A 25958-nucleotide genomic window follows, 5' to 3' on the forward strand; every position below is an offset into this window, starting at 1 on the left:
TTTATGTCTATGATTTCGCCGCCAACTAACCTAATGGTAGCGGTCAGTTCGCGTATTCCGGTACCTTGCCGTCGGATGGCTTTCCAGCGGACGGTTTGCCGGCAGTCCCGCCCCCCTTCCCGCCTTTGTCGGCTGTGATTTCGAAGGCGAGCTTGTCGTCGACGACCTTCACCAGAACATGCCCCCCCTTCACGAGCTGACCGAACAATAGCTCGTCGGCCAGAGGCTTCTTGATGTTTTCCTGGATGACCCGGCCCAGCGGCCGCGCGCCATAGAGCTTGTCGTAGCCGCGCTCGGCCAGCCATGCGCGTGCCTCGTCGGTCAGCGCGATGGTAACGTTGCGATCGGCCAACTGGCCTTCCAGCTGGGCGACGAACTTGTCGACCACGCGGTTGATGACTTCCGAAGACAGCGGTGCAAATGCAATCGTCGCATCCAGACGGTTGCGGAATTCCGGCGTGAAGAGCCGCTTGATCGCCTCTTCGTCCTCGCCTTCCTTGGTGCCGCGGCCGAAGCCGATCGCCTGCTTCGACATTTCGCTGGCGCCCGCATTGGTCGTCATGATCAGCACGACATTGCGGAAATCGACATGCTTGCCGTTGTTGTCGGTCAACTTTCCGTGATCCATGACCTGCAACAGGATGTTAAACAGGTCGCCATGGGCCTTTTCGATCTCATCGAGCAGCAGCACGCAATGAGGATGCTGGTCGACCGCATCGGTCAGCAGGCCGCCCTGATCGAAGCCGACATAGCCCGGAGGCGCACCGATCAGACGCGAGACACTGTGGCGCTCCATGTATTCCGACATGTCGAAGCGGATCAGCTCCACGCCCATGATCTGAGCAAGCTGACGCGCCACCTCGGTCTTGCCCACGCCGGTCGGGCCAGAGAAGAGATAGCAGCCGATCGGCTTCTCCGGCTCGCGCAGGCCCGCGCGCGCCAGCTTGATCGCGCTGGACAGCGCATCGATGGCCTGGTCCTGGCCGTAGACCACGCGCTTGAGTTCGGCATCCAGGTTGCGCAGGGATTCCTTGTCCTCGCGCGACACCGACTTGGGTGGGATGCGGGCGATCTTGGCGACGACTGTCTCGATCTCCTTCACGCCGATGGTCTTGCGGCGGCGGCTTTCCGGCTTCAGCAGTTCGGCGGCGCCGACTTCGTCGATCACGTCGATGGCCTTGTCCGGCAGCTTGCGGTCGTTGATGTACTTTGCCGACAGCTCGACGGCGGCCTTGATTGCATCATCGGTATAACGCACGCCGTGATGCTGCTCGTAATAGGTCTTGATGCCGCGCAGGATCTTGACCGCATCCGACAAGGTTGGCTCGTTGACGTCGATCTTCTGGAACCGGCGCAGCAAGGCGCGGTCCTTCTCGATATAGGAGCGGAATTCCTTATAGGTGGTCGAGCCGATGCAGCGCAGCGCGCCCGAAGCCAAAGCCGGCTTGAGCAGGTTGGACGCATCCATTGCGCCGCCGGACGTCGCGCCGGCGCCGATCACGGTATGCATCTCATCGATGAACAGGATCGAGCCGGGCTGCGATTCCAGCTCCTGCATCACCTGTTTCAGACGCTCCTCGAAATCGCCGCGATAGCGGGTCCCGGCCAGAAGGCTACCCATATCCAGCGCGTAAATGGTCGAGTCCTTGAGTATCTCGGGCACCTCGCCACGCACGATGCGACGCGCCAGGCCTTCGGCGATGGCCGTCTTGCCCACGCCCGGATCGCCGACATAGAGCGGATTATTCTTTGTGCGGCGGCACAGAATCTGGATCGTACGCTCGATCTCCTGCTCGCGGCCGATCAGCGCGTCGATCTTGCCGGCGCGAGCCTTCTCGTTGAGGTTCACGCAATAAGCGCTGAGCGCTTCCTTGTCCTTCGAGGCATTGCGCTCACGGTCGCCGCGCTCGGCCCGCTCCGCGCGCTGCTCGACATCGCTGTCGGCACCGCGCACCGGACGGCGGTCGCTGCGGCCCGGCGCCTTGGCCACGCCATGGCTGATGTAGCTGACCGCATCCAGACGGGTCATGTCCTGCTCCTGCAGGAAATGCACCGCATGGCTTTCGCGTTCGGAGAAGATCGCGACCAGCACGTTGGCGCCCGTCACCTCCTCGCGGCCGGAAGACTGCACATGGAACAGCGCGCGCTGCACGGCACGCTGGAAGCTCAAGGTCGGCTTGGCGTCCTGCGGAATGCCGACGACCAGGCCGCGCAGATCCTCATCGATGAAAGTACCCAGGCGCTGCCGGAGTTTTTCGATATCAACGTTGCAGGCCCGCAGGACCGCAACGGCATCCTGATCCTCGGTCAGCGCGAACAGCAGATGCTCAAGGGTGGCGAATTCGTGTTTCTTGGCGCCGGCGAGCGACAGGGCTCGATGTAGCGTCTGCTCCAGCGTGCGCGAAAAAGATGCCATGCGCCTTACGCCTCCCTCGGTCGGGTCAATACCGGACAACCACGCTTAAGACTCAATCACGATCCTCGAACAGGTTCCGTGTTCAATCCCGCTCCATCGTGCATTGCAACGGATGCTGATGCTGACGGGCGAAATCGATCACTTGCGTGACCTTGGTTTCCGCCACCTCGTAGGTGAATACACCGCAGATGCCCACACCCTTCTGGTGGACATGAAGCATGATGCGCGTGGCTTCTTCGCGCGGCTTGTTGAAAAAACGCTCCAGCACATGAACGACGAACTCCATCGGAGTGTAGTCGTCATTCAGCAGCAGCACCTTGTACATGGGCGGCTTCTGCGTCTTCGGCCGGGTCTTGGTGACCACGCCGACCTCGGTGCGCCCGCGCCCGTCACGTCCATCCCGTTCGCTCATGCCAACAAACCCAGCTGCAGCGGCGCTCTACAAAAAGAACATACGGAAGGATGATATGGCCTCACAGTTAAAAAATACCAGCACCCTGGTGACAAAAAAAGAGCCCGGCTGTCTGGCCGGGCTCGCTAGCAGCGGTCTGGGGATGCTGCTTAAAGGACGATCCTGCCGTGGCAGGATCAGTAGGAAAAGGCCACCGGCTTGACCAGTTTTTCGACGGCCGCCTGCAGCTGCGCATTGATCGGCGCAAAGGCGTCCTGGGCGGCCTTGGCGGCCACTTCGCTGATCTTGGTGGTGTGGGCGGTGTAGGCCTCGAAGGCATTCTTGGCGTAGTCATTCTGCAGCTCAATGAGTTCCTGCAGGGTTTTCACGCCCATCATCGCCTTGGTGACCGAAATCTGGTCCTCGAACTGGCTCTTGGTAAACGCCATGACCTCGGCATTGATCGTCTCCAGGCCCTTGGCGGCAACATTGCCGGCGGTGACGATCGCTTCTACCTGTTCCTTGCCCAGCTTGGCGGCGTCATCGACGCTCTTGGCAACGGCTTCGAACCGCTCCTTACCCAGCGAGAAGGCCTTCTCGACAGCTTCGGTGCCCGCTTTCATCGCCTTCTCCATCTGCTCTTTTGAAACGAAAGCCACGGTCTCGTAGGCATTGCCCGTGGCGGTGGCCTCAGCGGTCTCGGCTTCGGCCTTGGGGGTCTTCGTCTTGGTAGCCATTAGGTCGTCCTTGCTTGTCCGGTTTGTAACGGGCCAGACCCGCGGAGCGGGGACGGCAAGAATGCTGCACTGCAACAAGGCTACAGATAAACCCCGCTTCCCCATATGTCAACGGTAAATTTGTGCGCCGCACAAATTATGCTGCGGCGCGATATGGAGGTTGACGAATATCGGATGTATTCAACTAATCGATAGTGCCCTGGGAATAGCGCAGCCCGTTCTCCCCGACCTGGAAGCGCTGCGGCGCCGCCGGCATGCTGTCGGGGTCGGTTACGTTGAAATACGAGCTATAGGGCGGCAGCGGCACTGCATAAGGCCTCACGGCGGGAACGCCGGTCTTGTCATAGGGCAGGATCGCATCCAGCAGCGGCTCGGCCATCCGGTCGAATTCCGGCGACGGCCAGCCCCAGGCGTGGAAGTGGAACACGCCGTCGCGGCAGGCGCTGGCGGTCCAGAAGAAGCTGTCGCCGCGCAGGAAAAGCCCCTTGGGCGCAGGCTTTTCAAAGCCCGCCGCGGTCAGGGCGGATTGCAGCTTGGCGAATTCATCCGCGCTTAGGCGATACAGCGCGTTCTGCCCGCGCCAAGGCGCCAGAGGATCGCGGATCGAGATCGGGTTGCTGGGATCGTTCAAAGCCGCGCGGCTGATGACGCGCGCATCGAGCATCGCCCCGCCCTCGGGCAGCGCGTTGATGTCGTAAGTCCGCTGCTGCTCCTCCTCGATGGCGTTGTAGACCAGGCGGTACCGAGCGGGCTGTCCCGGCGCGCAGGCGCGGTCCAGGTCGTCGCCGCCCACATAGCGCTGCCAGGTCAGACTGCGGGTGAAAGGATCGTTGGCCGGTCCCCGGGCGGCGCAGGCCGTCAACAGGGCACCCGCTGCGGCAATCAGCGCAACCGACAAGAACCGTTTTTTAAGCATCTCACCCATATCGTAACCTGTTCGCTTTGAAGGACCGCCCTCATCCGGCGTGAATCTGTTCAGATTCAACTTGTTACGTGTCAATACGCTAGACAAGGTGGGTGATGGTTAATATCCTAAACGCCGATTCGCGCCCAGGGGGGAAGCCCGGACGCTGTCGTATTTCGAGTTTCAGCGCAACCGAGGTGGGGGCATATGAGGCATAATGGCGCGATCGCGGGGCGACGACTGCCTGGCTTTGTAACAATCTGTTTCAGTCTCGTCCTCCTGGTCTGGCTGTCATTGTCCGCTGATGTCCGCGCTGCCGGGTATTCGGCCATCGTGCTGGATGCCGATACGGGCCGCGTGCTGCATGCCCATGAGGCCGATACCCTGCGCTATCCGGCCTCGCTCACCAAGATGATGACCCTCTACATGGCCTTCGATGCCCTGAAGGATGGCCGGCTGAAGCTGGATCAGCGCATCACGGTTTCCGCCCGTGCCGCCGGCCAGGCCCCCTCCGCCATCGGCTTGCGCCCGGGTCAGACCATCACCGTTCGCGAAGCTATCCTGGCCGCGGTCACCAAATCGGCCAACGACGCAACCGTGGCCCTGGGCGAAGCCATTGGCGGAACCGAAGCCAAGTTCGCCGAAATGATGACGCATCGCGCCCGCCAGCTCGGCATGCACAACACCACCTTCAAGAATGCCTCGGGCCTGCCGAACCCGCACCAGAAGAGCACAGCCCGCGACATGGCGACGCTCGCTCTGGCGCTGCTGAAGAACCACAAGAACTACTACTCTTATTTTTCGACGCCGGAATTCGAATGGAATGACCGCGTCTTCGCCAATCATAACCACCTGTTGAAGCGCTATGAGGGCGTGGATGGCATCAAGACCGGCTATATCCGCGCCTCCGGCTTCAACCTGGTCGCCTCGGCCAAGCGCAACAACCGGCGCGTGATCGGCGTCGTCTTCGGCGGCACCAGCGTCAAGGCACGCGACGACCGCATGATCCAGCTTCTTGATGCAGCTTTCAAGAAACTCGAGGACGACAGCAACGCGCCGCTGATGGTGGAAAAGGACGACCGCAAGCCGGGCTTCGGCCTGATCTCCAGCGCCGAGGCCGCGCCGGTTACGGGCAAGGCCAAGACCAAGACGCCGAAGCCGACGAACGACAATACGGCAGGCGAATGGGCCGTGCAGCTTGGCGCCTTCCGCAAGGCGACCGCCGCCGAGAGCGTGCTGGCTAAGCTTCGCCATTCGCTGCCCGGTGCAGAACCCCTGGTGGAACCCGTCGAGTCCGGCAATTCTACTCTCTATCGCGCCCGCCTCACCGGCCTGAGCGCGGAAGAAGCTCGCAAGGCCTGCCGGCAGCTCAAGCAGAAGAAAATGAACTGCTCGGTCATTTCGCCCGACGCCTGATCATCTCACGCTTGAGTATTTTCTGATAAGCTGCTGACGCCGTGGTGATCGCCGACACCATGGCGTTTCAGTTTTTGGCTTGGCTGCACCATCTTGCAGCGGATACGGTTCGGGAGCGAAGCCCTTCCCATGATGATCCGCCCTGCCCGTCGCGCCTCCCAGGCCAATATCCGCCGCAGCCGCCTGCGGATCTGGGCCATCATGCTGACCATCGCCATCGTCGCGGGCGCTGTCTATGGCGCCTCGATCGCGACGATCCTTGGCGCGGCGCCGGCCTGGTTTGGCGCCGTTCGCGGCGCCTTCACAGGCCTGGTGATCGGCGGCCTGATCGGCGGCTTTGAAATCTTCATCGTCAATGGCGAGCGCACGCATCTGCGCCACCTGCCCTTCGCCAAGCTGCTCCTCGTGAAGGAGGTGGTCTATGTCAGCATCATCCTTGGAGGAGAGTGGCTTGGCAGCACGGTATTCCTGATCGAGGAGTCGCCGGGCTTCGGCTTCAACACTGTCACAGCGGTCACCTTCGCCTTCTCGCTGCTCTTCGCCTTGATCGTGAACTTTTTGATCGAGGTGTCGCTGCTGCTTGGTCCCGGCGTGCTGGGGAATTTCCTGCGCGGCTATTACCACCGTCCCCGGCGGGAAGACCGTCTGCTGGTCTTTTTCGACATGCGCAATTCCACCGCCATCGCCGAGCGCATCGGTGATCTGGCCTTCCACAATCTGCTCAACCGGTTTTTCAGCGACCTGACCGAACCGGTGCTGGCCTGGCGCGGCTCCATCCACAAATATGTCGGCGACGAGATGATCGTCACCTGGCCGCTGGATCAGCCCGGCAGAGACCCGAGCGGTGCCTACAAGGCGGCGATGGCCGCGCGCGAGCGGATCGCCGACGCCGCCGAAAGCTATCTTCGCGAATTCGGCGTGGCACCCGACTTCCGCACCGTGCTGCATGCCGGCACGGTGGTGGTCGGCGAAATGGGCGCGGTCAAACGCGAAATCGGCCTGCTGGGGGATACCATCAACACGACGGCCAAGATCGAAGCCGCGACCAAGCCGCTCGATCACCCCGTCATCGCCTCGAACGAAGCCCTGACGGCAGCACGCCTGCCGGAAGGGTTGCAAGCGGTCTCGCTGGGGCCGTATCAGTTGCCCGGCAAGTCAAATCCCATCGAGCTTCACAGTATCTCATAAAACACCGAGGAAATGTCCGTGCTTGCTCCGTCCATGGCCTTCGTTGGGGGCCGCGTCCTGCTGCCTTTCGCCTGCGGCTATTTCATGTCCTACCTGTTCCGCAGCGTGAACGCAGTCATCGCGCCCAACCTGCAGCGCGACCTCGGCATCGGCGCCGGCGACCTGGGCACGCTGACAGCCGCCTATTTCGTCGCCTTCGCGGCCTTCCAGCTGCCGCTAGGCATCCTGCTGGACCGTTTCGGACCGCGCCGCGTGCAGGCCGTGCTGCTGCTCTCGGCCGCGCTCGGCGCCATCATCTTCGCGGTCGGCAGCAGCCTCAGCCATCTGGTCATCGGGCGCACCCTGATCGGCTTCGGCGTCGCAGGCGGCCTGATGTCGGCCATGAAGGCCATCGCGCTATGGCTGCCCAAGGAACGCTGGGCGCTGGCCAATGGCGTGTTCATGACGGCGGGCGGACTGGGCGCGCTGGCGGCGACCCTGCCGGTCGAGCTGGCGGTTGAGCATACCCATTGGACGGTGGTCTTCTGGGGCCTTGCCGGCCTCACCGTCTTTGCGTCGATGATGATCTTCTTCGTCGTGCCGGAACATCCCGGCGCGCCGAAAGCAACCACCAGTCTGGGCCAGCAGCTGCGTGAATGCGGCGCCTTCCTGGTCGATAGACGCTTCTGGCGGATCGCGCCGGTTTCGATGATGGGCATGGCCAGCGGCATGGCCATCCAGGGCCTATGGGCCGGCCCCTACCTGCGCGACGTGGCCGGCCTGGAGCGGGCCACCGCAGCACAGGTGCTGTTCATCCTTGCGGCGGCGCTCACCGCCGGCTTCACGCTGACCGGCATCGCCGCCGACCGTCTGCAGCGGCGCGGCATTCCACTCAGCCGCACCATGAGCCTGAGCGTCGTCGTTTATGCGGCGGTTCTGGCCCTGCTGGCCAGCGCCATCGATCCGGCCAATCCGCTGCTGTGGATCGCCTTCGGGATCATGAGCAATACGACGGTGCTGGCCTATCCGATCCTGAGCAGCCAGTTCGCGCTGGAGCAGGCCGGCCGGGTGAACACGCTGCTGAACGGCGTGGTATTCGGCTTTACCTTCTTCGCCCAGGCCGGCATGGGCTGGCTGATCGACCTCTGGCCGCGCAACGCCAATGGCAGTTATCCGGTGGAGGCCTATCAGTGGACCTTCGGGCTGGCGCTGGTGCTTCTGCTGCTGTCGCTGGGATGGTACCTGCTGCCGCAGCGCGAACCGGCGTCCGCTCGCAAGGAATGACTGGTCAGGGAATGGCCGGTCAGGAAATGACTGGTGGACGCCCGACCGAGTGATAGACATAGCCGGCCTGACGCATCTCGGCCGGCTTGTAGATGTTGCGCAGATCGACCATCAGCGGCTGCTTGAGCAGCGTCTTCAGGCGCTGCAGGTCGAGCGCGCGGAACTGGTTCCATTCAGTGATGATGACCAGGAGGTCAGCGCCCTGCGCGGCTTCGTAGGAATCATCGCACCAGGTGATGTCCTTCAGCAGCTTCTGCGCCTCGTGCATGCCCTCCGGGTCATAGGCTCTGATCTTCGCGCCGGCCGCCTGCAAGGCCGGAATGATGTCCAGACTGGGGCTGTCGCGCATGTCGTCGGTGCCCGGCTTGAAGGTCACGCCCAGCACCGCGATGGTCTTGCCCTGCACCGAACCGCCGGCGGCGGCGATGATCTTCTCGGCCATGCGGCGCTTGCGCTTGTCGTTCACGGCGGAAACCGTCTCGACGATGGTTAGCGGCGAGCCGTATTTGCGGCCGGTGGCGACCAGTGCCTGGGTGTCCTTCGGGAAGCAGGAACCGCCATAGCCCGGACCGGCATGCAGGAACTTGCTGCCGATACGGCCATCGAGGCCGATGCCGCGGGCGACGTCCTGGACGTTGACGTTCACCTTCTCGCAGAGATCGGCAATCTCGTTGATGAAGGTGATCTTGGTCGCCAGGAAGGCATTGGCGGCATACTTGATCAGCTCTGCCGTTTCCAGCGCGGTGAACAGGATCGGCGTCTCATTCAGATAAAGCGGCCGGTAGAGATTGCGCAGGATTTCGCGGGCGCGGTCGCTTTCCGCGCCGCAGACGACGCGGTCAGGCCGCATGAAATCCTCGATGGCCGCGCCCTCGCGCAGGAATTCCGGATTGGATGCCACTTCGAAATCCGCATCGGGGCGGGTTTCGCGGATGATACGCTCGACCTCGCGGCCGGTGCCAACCGGCACGGTCGACTTCGTCACCACCAGCGTATAGCCGTCCATCGCCTCGGCGATTTCCTTGGCCGCCGCGTAGACGTAAGTCAGGTCAGCCTCGCCGTCGCCACGACGCGATGGCGTGCCGACCGCGATGAACACGGCATCGGCACTGCGCACCGCCGATTTGATGTCCTGCGTGAACGTCAGCCGCCCGGCTTTGACGTTGCGCGCGACCAGATCGTCAAGGCCGGGCTCGAAGATCGGCATCTTGCCCTGCTGCAGCGCATTGATGCGATCCGGGTTCTTGTCGACGCAGATGATCGTGTGACCGAATTCCGAGAAGCAGGTTCCGGACACCAGACCAACATATCCGGTGCCAATCATTGCCACGCGCATGCTCTACTCCTGGGAATCAGTCTGGAGGATCAAAGTTGTTTATGGACTTCACGGACGATGGCCGCGACGTCTTTCTGCATGTCTTCGCGGGCGAGCGCGAAAGCGATGTTGGCGTGCAGGAAGCCGACCTTGTCGCCGCAATCGTAGCGTTCGCCCTTGAAGCGCAGACCGTGGAACGGCACTTCGCCGATCATCCGGGCCATGGCGTCCGTAAGCTGAATTTCTCCGCCGGCACCGCGCTGGACGTAATCCAGGTGGCGGAACACGCTCGGCTGCAGGATGTAGCGGCCAATCACCGCGGTAGTGCTCGGAGCCTCTTCGGGCTTGGGCTTCTCGACGAGGCCCTTGACCTCGACCAACTGGGCATTGTCCTTACCCGGGCTGATGATGCCATAGCGCTTGGTATGCTCGCGCGGCACGTCCATGGCAGCGATGATGTTGCCGCCGACCTTGTTATAGGCATCCACCATCTGGGCCAGGCAGGCACGTGGCGCCAGGATCAGGTCGTCCGCCAGCAGCACGGCGAAAGGCTCGTCGCCGACGAGCGGCTTGGCGCAGCGCACGGCATGGCCGAGCCCCAGCGGCTCCATCTGGCGGGTATAGGAGACCTGCCCGGCCTTGGGCATCCAGCTGTTGATGGCGTCCAGCAGATCGCGCTTGTCGCGCTCACGCAGCACATCTTCCAGCTCGTAGGAGCGGTCGAAATGATCCTCGATGGCCTGCTTGCCACGGCCGGTGACGAAGATGAATTCTTCGATGCCAGCCGCTCGCGCCTCTTCAACGGCGTATTGGATCAGCGGCTTGTCCACCACCGGCAGCATTTCCTTTGGCATGGCCTTGGTGGCGGGCAGAAAACGGGTGCCCAGGCCGCCCACGGGAAACACGGCTTTGCGGATCGGTCGATTCATACTCCGGACTTTCTTTTTGTTGATTCACTTTGGATTCGGACCGCAGCTTGGCGCGGTTGTACGCCGCCCCAGAACGCTGCGCAACCGCCCATGTTGTGACCGTTTAAGTCCTTCATGGTTCGGTAATGGGGCGAAATTTGGGCCCTGATCCCCCCTTTTTTCAAGGCCGCCTCCGCCGCTGCTTTTCCGGCCGGTCCACCCGCCCTATCATGCCGGGCAAATTCAAGGAGATCATCGTGTCTGCCGCGCCACAGCTAGACCAGGAGGCTGCACCCGTCCTCCGTGACCAGCCGGAGACGGGGATAGTCCGCCTCACGCTCAACCGCCCGAAAGCCTATAACAGCCTGTCGTCCGGCCTGATGGCCGCCCTGCAGGCCGAGCTGGATACCATCAAGGCCGATCGCAGCATCAAGGCCGTCATCATCGCCGGCAACGGCCCCGGCTTCTGCGCCGGTCATGACCTGAAGGAGATCCGGGCCAATCCCGGCCGCCAGAACTACGAAGCCCTGTTCCGGCAATGCTCGATGCTGATGCAGTCGATCGTTGCCCTGCCCCAGCCGGTGATCGCCCGCGTCCATGGCATTGCCACCGCCGCCGGCTGCCAGCTCGTTGCAAGCTGCGATCTGGCCGTCGCTGCGGAGACCGCCCGCTTTGCGACGCCCGGCGTCAATATCGGCCTGTTCTGCTCGACGCCGATGGTGGCGCTGTCGCGCAATGTCTCGCGCAAGCACGCCATGGAGATGCTGCTGACCGGCGAGATGATCCCGGCTCATCGTGCCGAGGCCATGGGGCTGGTGAACCAGGTAGTGTCCGAAGCCGAACTCGATGAAGCCGCCCTGGCCTTTGCCCGTCTGATCGCGGCGAAATCGCCCCTGACGGTCAAGATCGGCAAGGAAGCCTTCTACCGCCAGCTTGAGATGCCTCTGGCGCAGGCCTACGACTACGCCAGCCGCGTCATGACCGAAAATCTTCTCGCCCGCGATGCCGAAGAAGGCATCGACGCCTTCCTGCAAAAACGCCCGCCGACCTGGCAGGGCTGCTGAGTGATGCCGATGACGACCGCAACCTTGGAAAAGATCGACCACGAAAACTACAGCGACGATTACATCCGTAGCATCCTGCGCAAGGTGAACGTCATCGCCATGGTGGGCGCCAGCGCCAACTGGAACCGACCCTCCTACTTCGCGATGAAATACCTTCAGCAGAAGGGCTATCGCGTCATCCCGGTGAATCCGAAGGAAGCGGGCAAGGAAATCCTCGGCGAGAGGGCCTATGCCGCGCTGACCGACATTCCGGTCAAGGTCGACATGGTGGACTGCTTCCGCGCCTCCGAAGCCATTCCGCCGATCGCCGAGGATGCCATCAAGATCGGCGCCAAGGTTCTGTGGATGCAGCTTGGCGTGCGCAACGACGAAGCCGCCAGGAAGGCCGAAGCCGCCGGCTTGCAGGTGGTGATGAACCGCTGCCCTAAGATCGAATATGGCCGCCTCAGCCAGGAAATCGGCTGGATGGGTGTGAACACCCGCGTTATTAACTCCAAAAGACAGCGCAGGATCTGATCCCGTGGAACCGAAGAATAAAGCTGTCGCCGCTTCCAAGCGCGCGGCCGAAAATGCCTCACCATACGGCTTCGATACCTTGCAGGTGCATGCCGGCACCGCACCCGACCCGACCACCGGCGCACGCAGCACGCCGATCTACCAGACCACGGCCTATGTGTTCGAGGATGCCGATCAGGCCGCCTCGCTGTTCAACCTGCAAAGCTTCGGCAACATCTATACCCGCCTGACCAACCCGACCACGGCGGTGCTGGAGCAGAAGGTCGCGGCCTTGGAAAATGCCCGCGCCGCCACAGCGGTGGCCAGCGGCCATGCCAGCCAGGCCGTCGCCTTCCACATGCTGATGAATCCGGGCGATCACATCGTCTCGTCCAGCAAGCTTTATGGCGGCTCGATCACCCAGCTCGGCGTCAGCTTCAAGCGCTTCGACTGGCACACCACCTTTGTCGATCCCGACGACATCAAGGGCTTTGCCGACGCCATCACGCCGAAGACCAAGGCGATCTATGCCGAAAGCCTGTCCAATCCCGGCGGGGTGGTCTGCGACATCGAGGCCCTGGCCGAAATCGCACATAAGGCGGGCATTCCGCTGATCATCGACAATACCATGGCCTCGCCCTATCTCTGCCGCCCCATCGAATGGGGCGCCGATATCGTGCTGCATTCAGCCACCAAATTCCTCGGCGGCCACGGCAATTCGATGGGCGGCGTGATCGTCGATTCCGGCAAGTTCGACTGGGGCCAGAACGACAAGTTCCCGCATCTGTCGCAGCCCTCACCCGCCTATCATGGCCTTACCTTCTGGGAGACCTTCGGCGACATGGCCTTTGCGGTGGCCTGCCGCGCCATCTCGCTGCGCGATCTTGGCCCGGCGATCTCACCCTTCAACGCCTTCATGATCCTGACCGGCATGGAGACCTTGAGCCTGCGCATGCGCAAGCATTGCGACAACGCGCTCGCCATCGCTGAATTCCTGTCCAAGCATCCGAAGGTGGCCTGGGTGTCCTATGCCGGCCTGAAGGGCGACCGCTATCATGCGCTGGCGCAGAAATACCTGCCCAAGGGTGCTGGTTCAGTCTTCACCTTCGGCCTGAAGGGCGGCTACGAGGCCGGTCTGAAATTCGTCGACACAGTGGAAATCTTCTCGCACCTGGCCAATGTCGGCGATACCCGCAGCCTGGTCATCCACCCGGCCTCCACCACCCACCGTCAGCTTACGCCCGAACAGCGAGAAGCCGCCGGTGCCGGCGATAACGTGATCCGCCTGTCGATCGGCATCGAGGATGTCAATGACCTGATCAAGGATATCGACAAGGCCCTGAACGCGGCCTAAGCGCCGTTGCGCCGGCGGAACTCCGTCGGCGTAACACCGGTCTGCTTGGTGAAGAAGCGCGTGAAATAGGCCGGATCCTCGAAGCCGAGCGCATAGGCAATTTCCTTCACCGACATAGAGGTGAAGGTCAGGTCGCGCATTGCCTCCAGGATCACGCGCTGATTGATCGCGCCGAGGGCCGAGGTATTGAACGCAACCCGGCAGACCCGGTTGAGGTGAACCTCGGAAATCGCCAGCTGTTCGGCGTAATAGGCGACGGAGCGCTGCGTTCTGTAATCGCGGTCGAGCAGGCTGCGGAATTGCGCCGCATGCCGCGCCATGCGGCCGCCTAACCCCTCATCCTCCATCGCCGATGCCGCCACCATACGGCTAAGCGCGATCAGCACGATGGCGACATGGGACTGGATCATGCCATGCCGCCCGGGCGCGCTGCCGGCATATTCCTCGGCCACGGCCGCAATGCTGCGCGCAACCAAGGCAGCCGTCGGCGCCTGCAGTCTGACGGCCTGCGGCTGCGCCAGAATCCGGCGCGCTTCCGGACTGACGGAAAGGATTTGCGCCACCTGGTCGGCCAGCAGCGTCACCACATAGCCATCGGTATCGGGAGAGAAGCGGAAACCATGCGTCACCCCCGGCGTAACGGTAACGAGGGCGGGTGCTTTCATTGCCACCACCCGCTCGCCCATTGTGCATTCCGCCCGCCCGCGGGTGATGTTCAAAATCTGAAAGAAATTCTGATGCCGGTGCAGGCCGATTTCCCAGTTGAACAGGGCGCTGCGGGCCGGAATGGACTCACAATGCAGCCAATCGGCCTGGAAACGGTCTTGCGCCGCCTCGCCATAGAGCGCGTAGGTCGGCACGGCCTGGGGTCCAGCGGCAACGGACGGCATGTTTGGATTGTCCTATCTTTTGTCAGGCCTGTCCATCGCCCTCGTATCGGCCCGCTACTAGCTTCTTCCCCAGTGGGAGGAAACGATGCGCACGCAGGTCGCCATCATCGGCGCAGGCCCTGCCGGGCTGCTGCTGGGGCAGCTTCTACTGAAGCATGGGATTTCCAACGTCATTCTTGAGCGGCAAAGCGCGGATTATGTGCTTGGTCGCATCCGGGCCGGCGTGGTCGAGAAAGGCACGGCTGACCTCTTGGATGAAGCCGGTGTCGGCACCCGGATGCACAAGGAAGGCCTGATCCATAACGGCATCGAGATCGCCTTCTCCGACGCCCGCCACCGGATCGACTTCCACAACCTGATCGGCAAAAGCGTCATCATCTACGGCCAGACCGAAATCACCCGCGACCTGATGGCCGGCCGCGCGGCGGCTGGCGGTGAAACCGTCTATCAGGCCGAGGATGTCAGTCTGCATGAGATTGATAGCGACCGTCCAAAAGTACGCTACCGCAAGAACGGCGAGGAACATGAGGTCGAATGCGATTTCATCGCTGGCTGCGACGGCTTCCACGGCGTCAGCCGCCGCAGCATCCCGGAAAGCGTCCTGCAGACCTATGAGCGGGTCTATCCCTTCGGCTGGCTGGGCATCCTGGTCGACAAGCCGCCGGTATCAGAAGAGCTGATCTATGTGGGCCATGAGCGGGGCTTTGCGCTCTGCTCCATGCGCACGCCCACGCGCAGCCGCCTCTATATCCAATGCAGCCTAGAAGACCGCGTCGAGGACTGGCCGGATGAGCGCTTCTACGAGGAGCTAAAGCAGCGCCTGGATGCCGAGGCCGTCGCCCGCCTGCAAGAAGGGCCGTCCATCGAAAAGAGCATCGCGCCACTGCGCAGCTTCGTGGCCGAGCCGATGCGCTACGGCCGGCTTTTCCTGGCAGGCGATGCGGCGCATATCGTTCCGCCGACCGGCGCCAAGGGCCTCAATCTGGCCGCCAGCGATGTGCATTATCTCTGGCAAGCTTTGACGGATTTCTACAAACGGAACTCCCAAGCCGGCATCGATGCCTATTCCGCCCGTGCGCTCCGCCGCGTGTGGAAGGCCGAACGCTTCTCCTGGTGGATGACGTCGATGCTGCACCACTTTCCAGACAACAGCGGCTTCGATCGGCGCCTGCAGCGCACCGAGCTGGAATACCTGATCTCCTCGCGGGCTGCGATGACGGCGCTGGCCGAGAATTACGTCGGCCTGCCCTACTGACTATTCCTGATTATTCCGCAGCCTGCGGCGCAGCTTCGACCGGCGCCGTCTTGCCGTCACGCGGCAGCATCATGGCGAAGGTTCCGGCAAGTGCTGCGCAGATGGCCAACATGATGAACAGCACGTCCAGGGTGCCGGTCAGCTTGTAGATCACGGGAATCACGGCGACGCCCAGCGAGGACACGCCGAGCGTCAGCACGAACTTGGCGCCGAAGGCCCGGCCGCGCCATTGCGGCGGGGTGTACTTCGCCAGCAGCGAATTCTCAGCCGGCTGGCCCACCACGTTGATGCTGACCATCAGCGCAGCCACCGGGATGAGCGCCGGGTGGATCAGGATCATGCCCAGCAGAATGACCGGGATCTGCAGCCATTGCGCGGCGATATAAACGCTGCGCAGGGAGAAGCGGTCGGCCAGCTCGCCGCCCACGATCTGCGACAAAGCCGAGCAGGTATAAACCAGCGTCACCATGCCGCCGATGCCGAGCATGCTGTCGTTGAAGAAGCCCGACAGCCGCGCATCGAACACCTTCGGCAAGGCAAAGGCCGTCGCCTGATAGATCAGGCCGGTGCAGAGCATGGTGGCCGACATGACCCAGAAGACGCGCCAGATATCGCTTTTGCCCGCCTGCGGCTGCGGCACCAGATCCTCGCCACGGTCCAGCAGCAAGCCGGCCTGGCGCGCCCAGATGAAGGCAATGCCGATCAGCAGGCAGATCGCGCCGGGCACGATGAAAGCCGCGCGCCAGCCATAGAGGTCAGCCAGCAGACCTGCGACCAGGGCCGCTCCAGCCGTACCGGCCGAGCCGAAAACACCGTTGATGCCAAGCGCGCGTCCGCGGTTCACGGCATTGCGCACCAGCCAGGGAATCCCCACCGGGTGATAGATCGCCGCGAACAGGCCGATGCCGGACAGCGCCAGACAGATGGTAAGCGGTCTATCGGCCAGACCGGTGGCGATGGAGCAGGCCCCCACGCCAAGGAAGAACAGCGCCATCATGCCAGAGGCGCTCCACTTGTCGCCGAGCCAGCCGGCCGGCAGGGCCGCCGCGCCGAACAGGATGCTCATCGGGATCGAGAGCGCGAACAGGTCCGCGTAAGACATGCCCCATTCGCGCTCCAGCACCAGCACGACCGTTGCGTAGAGCAGCGTGAACAGGTGCGAAAACGAGTGGGCAATGCTGGAAAAGGCCTGGGTCAGCAGACCGGTATAGCGGGCCATGGACGACTCTCCTCCGGGTACGGAAAAATTAGCAGGCTTTCGCCCGCCCCGCCAATCCCGGAATTGCATGGCGACAATCCTGTTGGAGACAATGCTCGCTCAGCGCGACTTGGCACTCGTCTCGGCCAGCAGCCAGTTGACGTAGTCGGGATTGCCGCCCTCCCCGACCGGCAGAGGCAGTACGCAGGGCACGGCGTAGGAATGAGCCTGCTTCACAGCCTCAGTCACTTGCGGCACGAGATCGCGGCGGGTCTTGAGGATCAGCACAGCTTCCTCGCCCTTCTCCAGCTTTCCCTGCCACCAGTAGACCGAGCGCATGCCGGGAATGATATTCGCGCAGGCCGCCAGCCGCTGGCCGACCACGGCTTCGGCGATCTTCTCCGCTTCCGCGACGCTGGCGGCCGTGCAATAGAGAAGAACGATCTCACTCATCTGTGGCTCATCGGCTCACTCGAACCGAGCGGTCATGCCACAGCGCCACGGCGATGCTCAGCACCGCCACCGCGCCGGCCTGATGCAGGGTGCCAAGCGCAATCGGCACATGATGCAGCAAGGTGAAGATGCCGAGCGCGACCTGGATAAGGACCATTGTCAGCAAGGCATGACGCAGCCCCACCGGCGCCTTGCCTTTGAGCGCAAACGCCGTGACGACCGCAAGGATGGTGACGAGATAGGCGCCCATGCGGTGCTGGAACTGCACCGTCATCGCATTCTCAAAGAAGTTATGCCACCAGGGCTGCATGATCAGCAGGCCGTCGGGGATGAACTGCCCGTCCATCAGCGGCCAAGTGTTATGCGCCAGGCCCGCATTCATGCCTGCGACAAGGCCGCCGGAGAGGATTTGCAAAAACACCACGACAGCCAGGACAGCGGCCAATCCGCCGCCGCGCCAATGTGTCATGCCGCCCTGCCGCGACAGCGACAGGCCACCCCAGAGCAGATAGGCGAAGATCAAAAGCGCCAGGCCCAGATGCGCGGTCAGACGGTAATGGCTGACATCGGGATGATCGACCAGACCGCTCTGGACCATGAACCAGCCAAGCGCGCCCTGCGCGCCGCCCAGCAGGAACATCGCTATCAGATGCCGCTTCATGCCAGCCGGAATGCGGCCACGGATCCAGAAGACGATCATCGGAATGGCGAAAGCCAGGCCGATGATGCGGCCGAGCAGACGATGGATGTATTCCAGCCAGTAGATGTTCTGGAAGCCCTCCAGCGTCATCCCGATATTGACCTTCTGGTATTCGGGAAACTGCTTGTACTTTTCGAACTCGGCCATCCAGGCGGCTTCCGACAGCGGCGGCAGCCAGCCGGTAATCGGCTTCCATTCGACCATCGACAAGCCGGACTCCGTCAGCCGGGTCAGGCCGCCGATCACCACCATCAGCGCCACCAGCGCCGCGACGGCGAACAGCCAGGTCGCGATGGGGCGGGCGTCTTCGCCCAATTCACGGCGAACGGGAATGGCAGTGGCGGCGGTGCTCACAGGCTAAACTCCGGTCTTTTCTGGATGCCTTCATTTAGCCCCTTCCCGCCGCTGCGGAAAGCCCTATCGCTGCGCCGCTTTGCCGCGGTTCTCAACGCTTTTTTCGCATCCGGAAGTCGTAAATTCCCGGCCTTTTCCGCGGGTCCTCGCCGGGAGTGAAAATCTGCGTCTTCTGCACCTTCTGGGTGCCCGTAGTCGGCAGCGTTTCGACAAACAGAATCCAGCCCGGCGCCTTGAAATAGGCGAGCCGCGAAAAGCACCAGTCGAACAGCGCCTCGGCCAGTTCCGGCATCGGCTGCTGGCCTGGCATCGGCACGATGCAGGCCATCACTTCCTGCTCGCGGATTTCGTCCGGCACGGCCAGCACCGCGACCTGCGCCACAGCGTCATGAGCCTGCAGACATGCCTCGATTTCGGCAGCGGCAATATTCTCACCCGAACGGCGGATGATGTTCTTCTTGCGATCGACGAAATAGATCATCCCGTCTTTGGCCATGCGCACAATGTCGCCGGTATGGAACCAGCCGCCGGTCCAGGCCTCTTCCGTCGCCTGCTCGTTTTTCAAATAGCCGGAGAAGAAGCCATAGCGTGGATTGGCAGCCGAGCTGCGCACCAGCAACTCGCCTTCCTGGCCGCGCGGCACCTCATTCCCCTGCTCGTCCGCCACGATGGCTTCGAAATCGGGCAGCGGCCGCCCGAAGGCGCGCGTGTCGATCTGACGCGGCTCGTGGCAGTCGCAGAAGATACGGCCGGTTTCGGTCATGCCCCAGACTTCGGCCAGCGGGAAGCCGAAGCGATCCTCGAACGGCTTGTGCAATTCCGGCTCGACGCCAGCGCCAAGACCGAAGCGCACGCAATGCTGCTTCTCCTCCGGCGTGACCGGCTGATTGAGCAGAAGCGGAGGCACGATGCCGAGATAGTGGATGATCGTGGCCTTGGTCGCGACGATCTCCTGCCACCAGCGGTTCGGGCTGAAGCGTTCGGTGAGGATCAGGCAATTGGCAGTCAGGATCGCGCAGGTGGCAGTCACCGCCTGATGGTTCATGTGGAACAGCGGCAACGGATTGTAGAAGCGATCCTCGCCATGCCGGATCGCCACCACGCCGCCGAGGTCGCGGTACCACGCGCCGGCATTCAGATAATAGAAATTGCTTAGGATGCAGCCTTTCGGCCTGCCGGTCGTGCCGGAGGTGTAAAGCAGGCTGCATTCGGTATCGTGACCGGGAGAGCCGCTCAGAGCGGGCTTCTGCGGCGGCGGGATTTGTTCCGGCATCTCGAGCGCGTCCAGCACGGGCAGCGGCTTGGAGCTGCGGTCCGCCGCGACCTTACGCAGATCCTCCAGGCGATGCGGCACGGTGACGACGAGATCGGCTTCGGAATGCTCCATCTGATAGAGCATCTCGTCATGCCGGTAATCGGGGTTGATCGGCACGATGCCGCAGCCCAGCGCGTTCAGCGCGAGATAGTGGAAGAAGAAGTCCGGCCGCATCTCCAGAAGCAGGCCGACGCGATGGCCCAGGCCGTAGCCGGCAGCGGCGTATTTGGCTTTCAGCGTATCGACGACGGTGCTGACCATGCCATAGGTCAGCTCCAGCCCATCCGGGGCATAGGACCGTCCGGGGCCCGGCGGCACGCAGAGAAACGGCTTGTGAATATTCCGGTTGGCGGTGATCCGGAAAGCCTCGTAGACCGACGCAGGCAAAGACATCGCCAGCGCTCCTCCCTTTGCTTTTTCCGGTCAGTCTAGTCAGCGCAGACTGAGCAGCACAAGCATCGCGCAGCCGATAACGATGCGGTACCAGGCAAAGGGCGTGAAGCCGTAGCGGTTGATGAAGGCAATGGCGCCGCGCACCACCAGGGCGGCGCAGATGAAGGACACGATCAGGCCCACGGCGATAAGGCCCAGGCCATCCGCGCTGAGCGACGACCAGTTCTTGTAGAGATCGTAGGTCGTGGCCGCCACCATGGTCGGCACCGCGAGGAAGAAGGAGAACTCCGCCGCGGCTGCGCGCTGCACGCCCAGCAGCCGCGCGCCGATGATGCTGGCGCCTGAGCGCGAGACGCCGGGGATCATGGCGAGGCATTGCAGCAGGCCGATCTTGAGGCTGAGGCTGAACTTGAACTGGTCGACCGTCTCGACCGCCCCCTGCCCGATCACCCGCTCGATCCACAGGATTGCCACGCCGCCCAGTACCAGGGCGACCGACACAACCCAGGGACTGAACAGCACGCCCTTGATGAAGCCATAGGCGAAGAATCCGATCACCATGGCCGGCAAAAAGCCGAGCAGGACATTCACGGTAAAACGGTTGGCCTTCTCGTCCCGCCCCAGGCCGATCAGGGTGCCGAAGAAACGCGGCCAGTAGACGACGCAGACGGCCAGGATGGCGCCGAGCTGGATAGCGATCTCGAACACCTTGCCGGGCGGGCCCTGGAAACCGAGCAGATCGACCAGCAGGATCAGGTGGCCGGTGGAGGAAACCGGCAGAAATTCAGTAAGTCCCTCGACGATTCCGAGCAGCGCCGCCTGCAGATAGGTGGTGAGCATCCGCTACGCCCCCCGTCCAAAAGCGGTCAAACGGAGCCCAACAGAGCCAAACAGAGCCAAACGCGTCCCCAAAAAGCCAAACGCGTTCAAACTTGGCCAAATGCGTCCAAACTTCTCCCAATCCAGCCATCGGCCGCCTGCGGGGCTCACTCTATTTTCCATAATCAAAGTCCGCCCCCGCATCACGCCGGATAGAACATAATTAGTACGCAGATCGCCGCTCGGCAAGGCATGTTGCCACGGGACGCTCACAGCACCCGGCAACATTCCTTCGCTACATGGGTTGTATTCAAAGAACCCTTGGAGGACTTCAATGCGCGGCATACTGCTCTGGCTGTTGGGAATCCCGATTCCCATCATCATCCTACTCTATCTCTTCGGGGTCTTCTGATCACGCTTCCGGCCGACTGTCCTGTGATCATTGCTGGTCCCTCAACCGGATGCCTCCCCCATTAAGATGCAAAGCTTGCCTTGGCTAAGCGCGCTAGAGCCAATCTGCAGTAGAGCCAAGGTATTGCCTCGCTAATCACGCGGCGCATTTCGCTGACAGCGAAGTGTCATGACGTCGCAGCCGCGCGGGTTTTGACCTGGATCAACATCGGTAATTTAGAATCATTCAGAATCACTCCTGCAACTACAGCAGGATGGATTCCATGACACGCCCCTTAACTTCCTCCCTATCGCTGCTAGCGGCCGCTACGGCCGGCTTGTTGTTGATGGCTGCACCGGCTCATGCCGACGACCTGATGGATGAAGCCAAGGCATTGTTCAAACCGATCCCCCATGCGGTGCCGGCGGTGAAGAACAACGCCATCACCCGCGAGAAGGTCGAGCTGGGCAAAATGCTGTTCTTCGAACCGCGTCTGTCTTCCAGCCATCTGATCTCGTGCAACACCTGCCACAATCTTTCGATGGGCGGCGACGACAATCTGGAGACGTCGATCGGCCATGGCTGGCAGAAGGGTCCGCGCAATGCGCCGACCGTGCTGAACGCGGTGTTCAACATCGCGCAGTTCTGGGACGGCCGCGCGGAAGACCTGAAGGCGCAGGCCAAGGGCCCGGTGCAGGCCGGTGTCGAAATGGCCAGCACGCCTGAACTCGTCGTGAAGACGCTGAAGTCGATGCCGGAATATGTCGAACGCTTCAAGCGCGCCTTCCCGAATGAGAAGGATCCGGTGACCTTCGACAACATGGCGATGGCCATCGAAGCCTTCGAGGCGACCCTGATCACGCCGGCTTCGCCCTTCGACCAGTATCTGGAAGGCAATGCCAATGCGCTGACCGCGCAGCAGAAGCAGGGCCTGCGCCTGTTCATCGACAAAGGCTGCGCCTCCTGCCATGCCGGCGTGAATCTGGGCGGCGAAGGCTACTTCCCGTTCGGCGTCGTCGAAAAACCAGGCGCCGATATCCTGCCCGCCGACGACAAGGGCCGCTTCACGGTGACCAAGACGGCCGACGAGCAGTATGTGTTCCGCGCCGCGCCGCTGCGCAACATCGCACTGACCGCGCCGTATTTCCATTCCGGCAAGGTCTGGAGCCTGGAACAGGCGGTGGCGATCATGGGCGAAAGCCAGCTCGGCGAGAAGCTGAACGACAAGGAGATCAAGGCGATCACCGCTTTCCTCGAAAGCGTCACCGGCGAACAGCCGAAGGTGGAGCTGCCTATCCTGCCGGTCAGCACCAAGACCACGCCGCAGCCGACCGCGATGATCCCGCGCTGATTGCAGCGGACATCACAACAGCAAAGGGGAAGGCTAACGCCTTCCCCTTTTTCGTTTCAGACCGAGCCGCTCAATCCCGGATGGAGCGACGCTCCGTCAGGCCAGGATCAATCGAAGCGGTTATTCTTGTTAAAGCCGCGCGGCACGATGCGGCCTGCCTGGGCGCGTTCGCCGCGATACTCCTTCAGATCGGTCTCGGTCTTTACCCGGCCGGATGAATCGACCCAGCTCAAGCCCTGCTTCAGGGTGAAGGTCTTGGCATCCGACAGGCCGCCATCCTTGTACTTCTGCAGGGTGATGCCGCGGCCCTTGGTCATCTCCGGCAACTGATCCAGCGGGAAGAGCAAGAGCTTGCGGTTCTCGCCCACCACGGCAACGGTATCGCCTTCCACCACGCGGCAGACGCAGGCCTCGGCCGGCGTGGCAACATTGAGGATCTGCTTGCCCGCGCGGGTACCCGCCAGCATTTCGTTTTCCGGGCAGATGAAACCGCGGCCGTCGCTGGAGGCGACCAGGAATTTGCGGTCGCCCTGATATTTGAACAGGGTGACGATATCCTGATCGTTGCCGAGTTCGACCATCAGGCGCACCGGCTCGCCATGGCCGCGGCCGCGCGGCAGCTTGTCGCAATTGATCGTATAGGCGCGGCCATTGGTGCCGAACAGCACCAGCTTGTCAGTGCTTTCGGCATGAATCCAGAAGCGGCCCTTGTCGCCTTCCTTGAAAGAGGCGCTGCCATCATCCTGGACATGGCCCTTGATGGCGCGGATCCAGCCCTTGGCCGAGCAGATCACGGTGATCGGCTCGCGTTCGATCATCGCCTCGAACGCCTCTTCGGCGATCACCGGCGCATCGCCCAGGCTGGAGCGGCGCTTGCCCAGGGCCGTCTTCGGGCCGAACTGCTTCTTGAGTTCCTGGATTTCGCCCGAAATCGCCTGCCAGCGCAGGCTTTCATCGCCGAGCAGCTTTTTCAGTTCGGCGCGTTCCTTCGACAGCGCCTTGTGCTCGGTCTTGATTTCCATTTCCTCAAGCTTGCGCAGCGAGCGCAGGCGCATGTTGAGGATCGCTTCCGCCTGCACCTCGGTGAGGTTGAAGCGTTTCATCATCACCGGCTTGGGCTCGTCCTCGCGGCGGATGATCTCGATCAGCTCGTCGAGATTAAGATAGGCGATCAGGTAGCCGTCGAGCACTTCCAGGCGATGCTCGATCTTGCCAAGCCGGAAGCGACTGCGGCGTTCCAACACCTCGTGACGGTGATTGAGATAGGCCTGCAACGCCTCGCGCAGGTTCATCACCTTGGGCTGCTTGCCGCCATCCAGCACATTGAGGTTCAGCGGGAAGCGCGTCTCCAGATCGGTGCTGCGGAACAGGCTTTCCATCAGCACGTTCTCATCGACATTCTTGCTCTTCGGCACGAGGACGATGCGGATATCCTCCGCCGACTCATCGCGCACGTCGTCGAGCAGCGGCGCCTTCTTCTCGGTGATCAGCTCGGCGATCTTCTCGATCAGGCGCGACTTCTGCACCTGATAAGGAATCTCGGTGACGACGATCTGCCAGGTGCCGCGCGGCAGCTCTTCCTTGTGCCACCGGGCGCGGACGCGGAAGCTACCGCGTCCGGTCTTGTAGGCTTCGATGCGGCTTTCCAGCGGCTCGACCAGCACGCCGCCGGTGGGGAAATCCGGGCCCTGGACGTATTCCACCAGCTTCTCGATCGAGGCATTGGGATGCTTGATCAGATGCAGCAGCGCGTCGCACAACTCGGGCAGGTTATGCGGCGGAATGGAGGTCGCCATGCCGACCGCGATGCCGCTGGCGCCGTTGGCGAGCAGATTGGGGAAGCCCGCCGGCATCACCACCGGCTCTTCATTTTCGCCATCGTAGTTGGGACGGAAATCGACGGTGTCGTCGTCGAGGCCGGCCATCAGCACATTGGCGGCCTCGGTCAGGCGCGCCTCGGTATATCGCATGGCGGCGGCGTTATCGCCGTCGATATTGCCGAAATTGCCCTGGCCATCCACCAGCGGATAGCGCTGGGCGAAATCCTGCGCCAGGCGCACCAGGGCGTCGTAGACCGACTGGTCGCCATGGGGATGGTATTTACCGATCACGTCGCCGACGACGCGGGCGCATTTCTTGTAGCCGGCATTGGGGTCCAGCTTGAGCAGCCGCATGGCGAACAGCACGCGGCGCTGCACCGGCTTCAGGCCGTCGCGTGCATCAGGCAGTGAGCGGGCGGTGATCGTGCTCAGCGCATAGGCAAGATACCGCTCCGACAGGGCGTCGGGCAGCGGCACATTGCGGATGTCTTCGGGAATCTCTTTGGGCGGAAGATGCTTGCTCATGGCCCGCTTTCTACACCAGATGTTGTGACGGTTCTACGGATGAGCTCCAGCAGTCGTGTTCGCGCGGCGGGCACAGGAGCATGGAGCTGGGCAAACAGCCGATTTTCCAGGAAGTGGCCGGTGAGCGCCAAGCCGGCTTGAACCTCGGCCATGGCGTCGTTGGCCTTGCGGCCGCGGCCGGGCACCAGAAAAGACGGCAGCGTCAGCAGACGGTCGATATAGGGCTCTGCGGCCTGGGCCGAGACGGCGCGGCCGGTGCGCGGCGAGACATGGGTAAGATCCGTGGTGGCGCCGGTGGCGGCGCAGGCCTCCAGATCGAGGCCATAGCCCATCTCCGACAGCAGGCCCGCCTCCCAGCGAACATAGAGCGCGCCCCAAGATTCGGGCTCGGGCAGTTCCGGCAGATGGGCGAACAGCACCTTGGTTGCGTTGAACAGATTGGGATGCGGCTCGCGCTCGGGCAACGCAGCGTCGATCAGCGCGCAGGCCGCAGACAAAGCCGCTAGCCGCGCCGGATCATCCAGAATCAGCGCTGCGGGATGGCTGACGCCTTCGAACTGCCAGTTGCCGAGATGCTCGGATAACCGCGCCCGCCAGGTGGCGCGCACCATCTGCCCCGGCTGCAGCGCGCCGCCCATCGCCCTGCCCTGCCCCGTGCCGGAACCGCGCACCAGCCCGGCATGGCGGCCGTAGGATTCGGTGAGCAACGTGGCAATGCGCGCGTTCTCGCCGTGATGGCGCACGCTGAGCACAACGCCTTCATCCTGCCATTCCATGTATTGGACTTAAGGTGATTCCCGGCTGCACTCAATCCCGAGGCAGCACCGGCTTCACATCGGTATGATGGAAATCGTCGCCTTGAACAGCAGCGGCTGGCCCAGATCTTTGGCGAGAGCGTAGGCGAAGCAATCGCCGAAATTGAGCTGCGCGGGATGGCCGCTACCCTTGCCGAAATCGCGATATGCCGCGCGGGCCCTTAGCCCGTCCTTTCTACCAAAACCATATACCTTTATACCCACTCTAACAAAGAAAAGGGCGGACCA

General features: G+C 62.6%; 22 protein-coding genes. 8 read left to right on the top strand and 14 right to left on the bottom strand.

Going from position 1 to position 25958, the window contains the following annotated elements:
* Nucleotides 1-43 precede the first annotated feature (43 nt).
* The 4 genes from clpA to Q0603_RS10875 form a co-directional block, all read right to left on the bottom strand.
* Nucleotides 44-2416: an ATP-dependent Clp protease ATP-binding subunit ClpA gene (gene clpA / locus Q0603_RS10860; protein ID WP_298725485.1), complete on the bottom strand. Its 2373-nt coding sequence runs from the start codon at nucleotides 2414-2416 to the stop codon at nucleotides 44-46.
* 82 nt (nucleotides 2417-2498) lie between these two features.
* Complete coding sequence (gene clpS / locus Q0603_RS10865; protein ID WP_298725487.1) at nucleotides 2499-2828, bottom strand: ATP-dependent Clp protease adapter ClpS; 330 nt, start codon at nucleotides 2826-2828, stop codon at nucleotides 2499-2501.
* A gap of 176 nt (nucleotides 2829-3004) precedes the next feature.
* Nucleotides 3005-3544: a phasin family protein gene (locus Q0603_RS10870; RefSeq protein WP_298725489.1), complete on the bottom strand. Its 540-nt coding sequence runs from the start codon at nucleotides 3542-3544 to the stop codon at nucleotides 3005-3007.
* A 184-nt stretch (nucleotides 3545-3728) separates the two neighbouring features.
* The gene (locus Q0603_RS10875; RefSeq protein WP_298725491.1) at nucleotides 3729-4469 is read right to left on the bottom strand and encodes a hypothetical protein; all 741 of its coding nucleotides are present in this window, start codon (nucleotides 4467-4469) and stop codon (nucleotides 3729-3731) included.
* A gap of 273 nt (nucleotides 4470-4742) precedes the next feature.
* Here Q0603_RS10875 and Q0603_RS10880 point away from each other — a divergent pair, with 273 nt between their 5' ends.
* From Q0603_RS10880 to Q0603_RS10890, 3 genes are all read left to right on the top strand, one after another.
* Entirely contained in the window at nucleotides 4743-5864 is a 1122-nt protein-coding gene (locus Q0603_RS10880; protein ID WP_298725493.1) for a D-alanyl-D-alanine carboxypeptidase, read from the top strand.
* A 129-nt stretch (nucleotides 5865-5993) separates the two neighbouring features.
* The gene (locus Q0603_RS10885) at nucleotides 5994-7052 is read left to right on the top strand and encodes an adenylate/guanylate cyclase domain-containing protein (protein ID WP_298725495.1); all 1059 of its coding nucleotides are present in this window, start codon (nucleotides 5994-5996) and stop codon (nucleotides 7050-7052) included.
* A gap of 18 nt (nucleotides 7053-7070) precedes the next feature.
* The gene (locus tag Q0603_RS10890) at nucleotides 7071-8315 is read left to right on the top strand and encodes an MFS transporter (protein WP_298725496.1); all 1245 of its coding nucleotides are present in this window, start codon (nucleotides 7071-7073) and stop codon (nucleotides 8313-8315) included.
* Between the two features lie 19 nt (nucleotides 8316-8334).
* Here the strand turns inward: Q0603_RS10890 and Q0603_RS10895 are convergent, their stop codons facing one another.
* Together Q0603_RS10895 and galU are read right to left on the bottom strand one after the other, a co-directional pair.
* The gene (locus Q0603_RS10895; protein WP_298725499.1) at nucleotides 8335-9651 is read right to left on the bottom strand and encodes a UDP-glucose/GDP-mannose dehydrogenase family protein; all 1317 of its coding nucleotides are present in this window, start codon (nucleotides 9649-9651) and stop codon (nucleotides 8335-8337) included.
* Nucleotides 9652-9680: 29 nt separating this feature from the next.
* A complete protein-coding gene (galU, locus tag Q0603_RS10900; RefSeq protein WP_298725501.1) occupies nucleotides 9681-10559 on the bottom strand; it encodes a UTP--glucose-1-phosphate uridylyltransferase GalU in 879 nt (292 codons plus the stop codon).
* 236 nt (nucleotides 10560-10795) lie between these two features.
* On the opposite strand from galU, the gene Q0603_RS10905 reads away from it, so the two are divergent.
* The 3 genes from Q0603_RS10905 to Q0603_RS10915 are packed head-to-tail and all read left to right on the top strand — an operon-like array spanning nucleotide 10796 to nucleotide 13451.
* Nucleotides 10796-11602, top strand: coding sequence for an enoyl-CoA hydratase (locus tag Q0603_RS10905; RefSeq protein WP_298725503.1), 807 nt, complete (start codon nucleotides 10796-10798; stop codon nucleotides 11600-11602).
* Between the two features lie 9 nt (nucleotides 11603-11611).
* Entirely contained in the window at nucleotides 11612-12118 is a 507-nt protein-coding gene (locus Q0603_RS10910; protein ID WP_298725505.1) for a CoA-binding protein, read from the top strand.
* 4 nt (nucleotides 12119-12122) lie between these two features.
* A complete protein-coding gene (locus tag Q0603_RS10915; protein ID WP_298725507.1) occupies nucleotides 12123-13451 on the top strand; it encodes an O-acetylhomoserine aminocarboxypropyltransferase in 1329 nt (442 codons plus the stop codon).
* Here the strand turns inward: Q0603_RS10915 and Q0603_RS10920 are convergent.
* Nucleotides 13448-14341, bottom strand: coding sequence for a helix-turn-helix domain-containing protein (locus Q0603_RS10920; RefSeq protein WP_298725509.1), 894 nt, complete (start codon nucleotides 14339-14341; stop codon nucleotides 13448-13450). The genes Q0603_RS10915 and Q0603_RS10920 overlap by 4 nt on opposite strands.
* 85 nt (nucleotides 14342-14426) lie before the next feature.
* On the opposite strand from Q0603_RS10920, the gene pobA reads away from it, so the two are divergent.
* On the top strand, nucleotides 14427-15596 hold the full coding sequence (gene pobA / locus Q0603_RS10925; RefSeq protein ID WP_298725511.1) for a 4-hydroxybenzoate 3-monooxygenase: 1170 nt from the start codon (nucleotides 14427-14429) through the stop codon (nucleotides 15594-15596).
* A 10-nt stretch (nucleotides 15597-15606) separates the two neighbouring features.
* Here the strand turns inward: pobA and Q0603_RS10930 are convergent, their stop codons facing one another.
* From Q0603_RS10930 to Q0603_RS10950, 5 genes are all read right to left on the bottom strand, one after another.
* Nucleotides 15607-16815, bottom strand: a complete 1209-nt coding sequence (locus tag Q0603_RS10930; protein ID WP_298725513.1) for an MFS transporter — start codon at nucleotides 16813-16815, stop codon at nucleotides 15607-15609.
* Nucleotides 16816-16914: 99 nt separating this feature from the next.
* Nucleotides 16915-17247, bottom strand: a complete 333-nt coding sequence (cutA, locus tag Q0603_RS10935) for a divalent-cation tolerance protein CutA (protein ID WP_298725515.1) — start codon at nucleotides 17245-17247, stop codon at nucleotides 16915-16917.
* A 7-nt stretch (nucleotides 17248-17254) separates the two neighbouring features.
* Nucleotides 17255-18301: a COX15/CtaA family protein gene (locus Q0603_RS10940; protein ID WP_298725517.1), complete on the bottom strand. Its 1047-nt coding sequence runs from the start codon at nucleotides 18299-18301 to the stop codon at nucleotides 17255-17257.
* Nucleotides 18302-18392: 91 nt separating this feature from the next.
* Nucleotides 18393-20009 (bottom strand): AMP-binding protein, encoded by a 1617-nt coding sequence (locus Q0603_RS10945; protein WP_298725519.1) that lies wholly within the window; start codon nucleotides 20007-20009, stop codon nucleotides 18393-18395.
* A 39-nt stretch (nucleotides 20010-20048) separates the two neighbouring features.
* A complete protein-coding gene (locus Q0603_RS10950) occupies nucleotides 20049-20849 on the bottom strand; it encodes an undecaprenyl-diphosphate phosphatase (protein ID WP_298725521.1) in 801 nt (266 codons plus the stop codon).
* Nucleotides 20850-21565: 716 nt separating this feature from the next.
* Between Q0603_RS10950 and Q0603_RS10955 the strand changes: the two genes are divergently transcribed.
* On the top strand, nucleotides 21566-22570 hold the full coding sequence (locus tag Q0603_RS10955; protein WP_298725523.1) for a cytochrome-c peroxidase: 1005 nt from the start codon (nucleotides 21566-21568) through the stop codon (nucleotides 22568-22570).
* 107 nt (nucleotides 22571-22677) lie between these two features.
* Here Q0603_RS10955 and parC read toward each other — a convergent pair whose 3' ends face one another.
* Together parC and recO are read right to left on the bottom strand one after the other, a co-directional pair.
* Nucleotides 22678-24915 (bottom strand): DNA topoisomerase IV subunit A, encoded by a 2238-nt coding sequence (parC, locus tag Q0603_RS10960; protein ID WP_298725525.1) that lies wholly within the window; start codon nucleotides 24913-24915, stop codon nucleotides 22678-22680.
* Entirely contained in the window at nucleotides 24912-25691 is a 780-nt protein-coding gene (gene recO / locus Q0603_RS10965; RefSeq protein ID WP_298725528.1) for a DNA repair protein RecO, read from the bottom strand. Before recO ends, parC begins: the two co-directional genes overlap by 4 nt.
* Nucleotides 25692-25958 lie beyond the last annotated feature (267 nt).

It is taken from the genome of uncultured Ferrovibrio sp. (assembly GCF_937960835.1).
In the GTDB taxonomy this organism is placed as follows: Bacteria; Pseudomonadota; Alphaproteobacteria; order Ferrovibrionales; family Ferrovibrionaceae; genus Ferrovibrio.

Bases quoted from the DNA above. Each gene is read 5' to 3' on its own strand.
- clpA (WP_298725485.1), bottom strand. From the start codon at position 2,416: ATGGCATCTTTTTCGCGCACGCTGGAGCAGACGCTACATCGAGCCCTG.
- clpS (WP_298725487.1), bottom strand. From the start codon at position 2,828: ATGAGCGAACGGGATGGACGTGACGGGCGCGGGCGCACCGAGGTCGGC.
- Q0603_RS10870 (WP_298725489.1), bottom strand. From the start codon at position 3,544: ATGGCTACCAAGACGAAGACCCCCAAGGCCGAAGCCGAGACCGCTGAG.
- Q0603_RS10875 (WP_298725491.1), bottom strand. From the start codon at position 4,469: ATGGGTGAGATGCTTAAAAAACGGTTCTTGTCGGTTGCGCTGATTGCC.
- Q0603_RS10885 (WP_298725495.1), top strand. From the start codon at position 5,994: ATGATGATCCGCCCTGCCCGTCGCGCCTCCCAGGCCAATATCCGCCGC.
- Q0603_RS10895 (WP_298725499.1), bottom strand. From the start codon at position 9,651: ATGCGCGTGGCAATGATTGGCACCGGATATGTTGGTCTGGTGTCCGGA.
- galU (WP_298725501.1), bottom strand. From the start codon at position 10,559: ATGAATCGACCGATCCGCAAAGCCGTGTTTCCCGTGGGCGGCCTGGGC.
- Q0603_RS10910 (WP_298725505.1), top strand. From the start codon at position 11,612: ATGACGACCGCAACCTTGGAAAAGATCGACCACGAAAACTACAGCGAC.
- Q0603_RS10920 (WP_298725509.1), bottom strand. From the start codon at position 14,341: ATGCCGTCCGTTGCCGCTGGACCCCAGGCCGTGCCGACCTACGCGCTC.
- pobA (WP_298725511.1), top strand. From the start codon at position 14,427: ATGCGCACGCAGGTCGCCATCATCGGCGCAGGCCCTGCCGGGCTGCTG.
- Q0603_RS10930 (WP_298725513.1), bottom strand. From the start codon at position 16,815: ATGGCCCGCTATACCGGTCTGCTGACCCAGGCCTTTTCCAGCATTGCC.
- cutA (WP_298725515.1), bottom strand. From the start codon at position 17,247: ATGAGTGAGATCGTTCTTCTCTATTGCACGGCCGCCAGCGTCGCGGAA.
- Q0603_RS10945 (WP_298725519.1), bottom strand. From the start codon at position 20,009: ATGTCTTTGCCTGCGTCGGTCTACGAGGCTTTCCGGATCACCGCCAAC.
- Q0603_RS10950 (WP_298725521.1), bottom strand. From the start codon at position 20,849: ATGCTCACCACCTATCTGCAGGCGGCGCTGCTCGGAATCGTCGAGGGA.
- Q0603_RS10955 (WP_298725523.1), top strand. From the start codon at position 21,566: ATGGCTGCACCGGCTCATGCCGACGACCTGATGGATGAAGCCAAGGCA.
- parC (WP_298725525.1), bottom strand. From the start codon at position 24,915: ATGAGCAAGCATCTTCCGCCCAAAGAGATTCCCGAAGACATCCGCAAT.
- recO (WP_298725528.1), bottom strand. From the start codon at position 25,691: ATGGAATGGCAGGATGAAGGCGTTGTGCTCAGCGTGCGCCATCACGGC.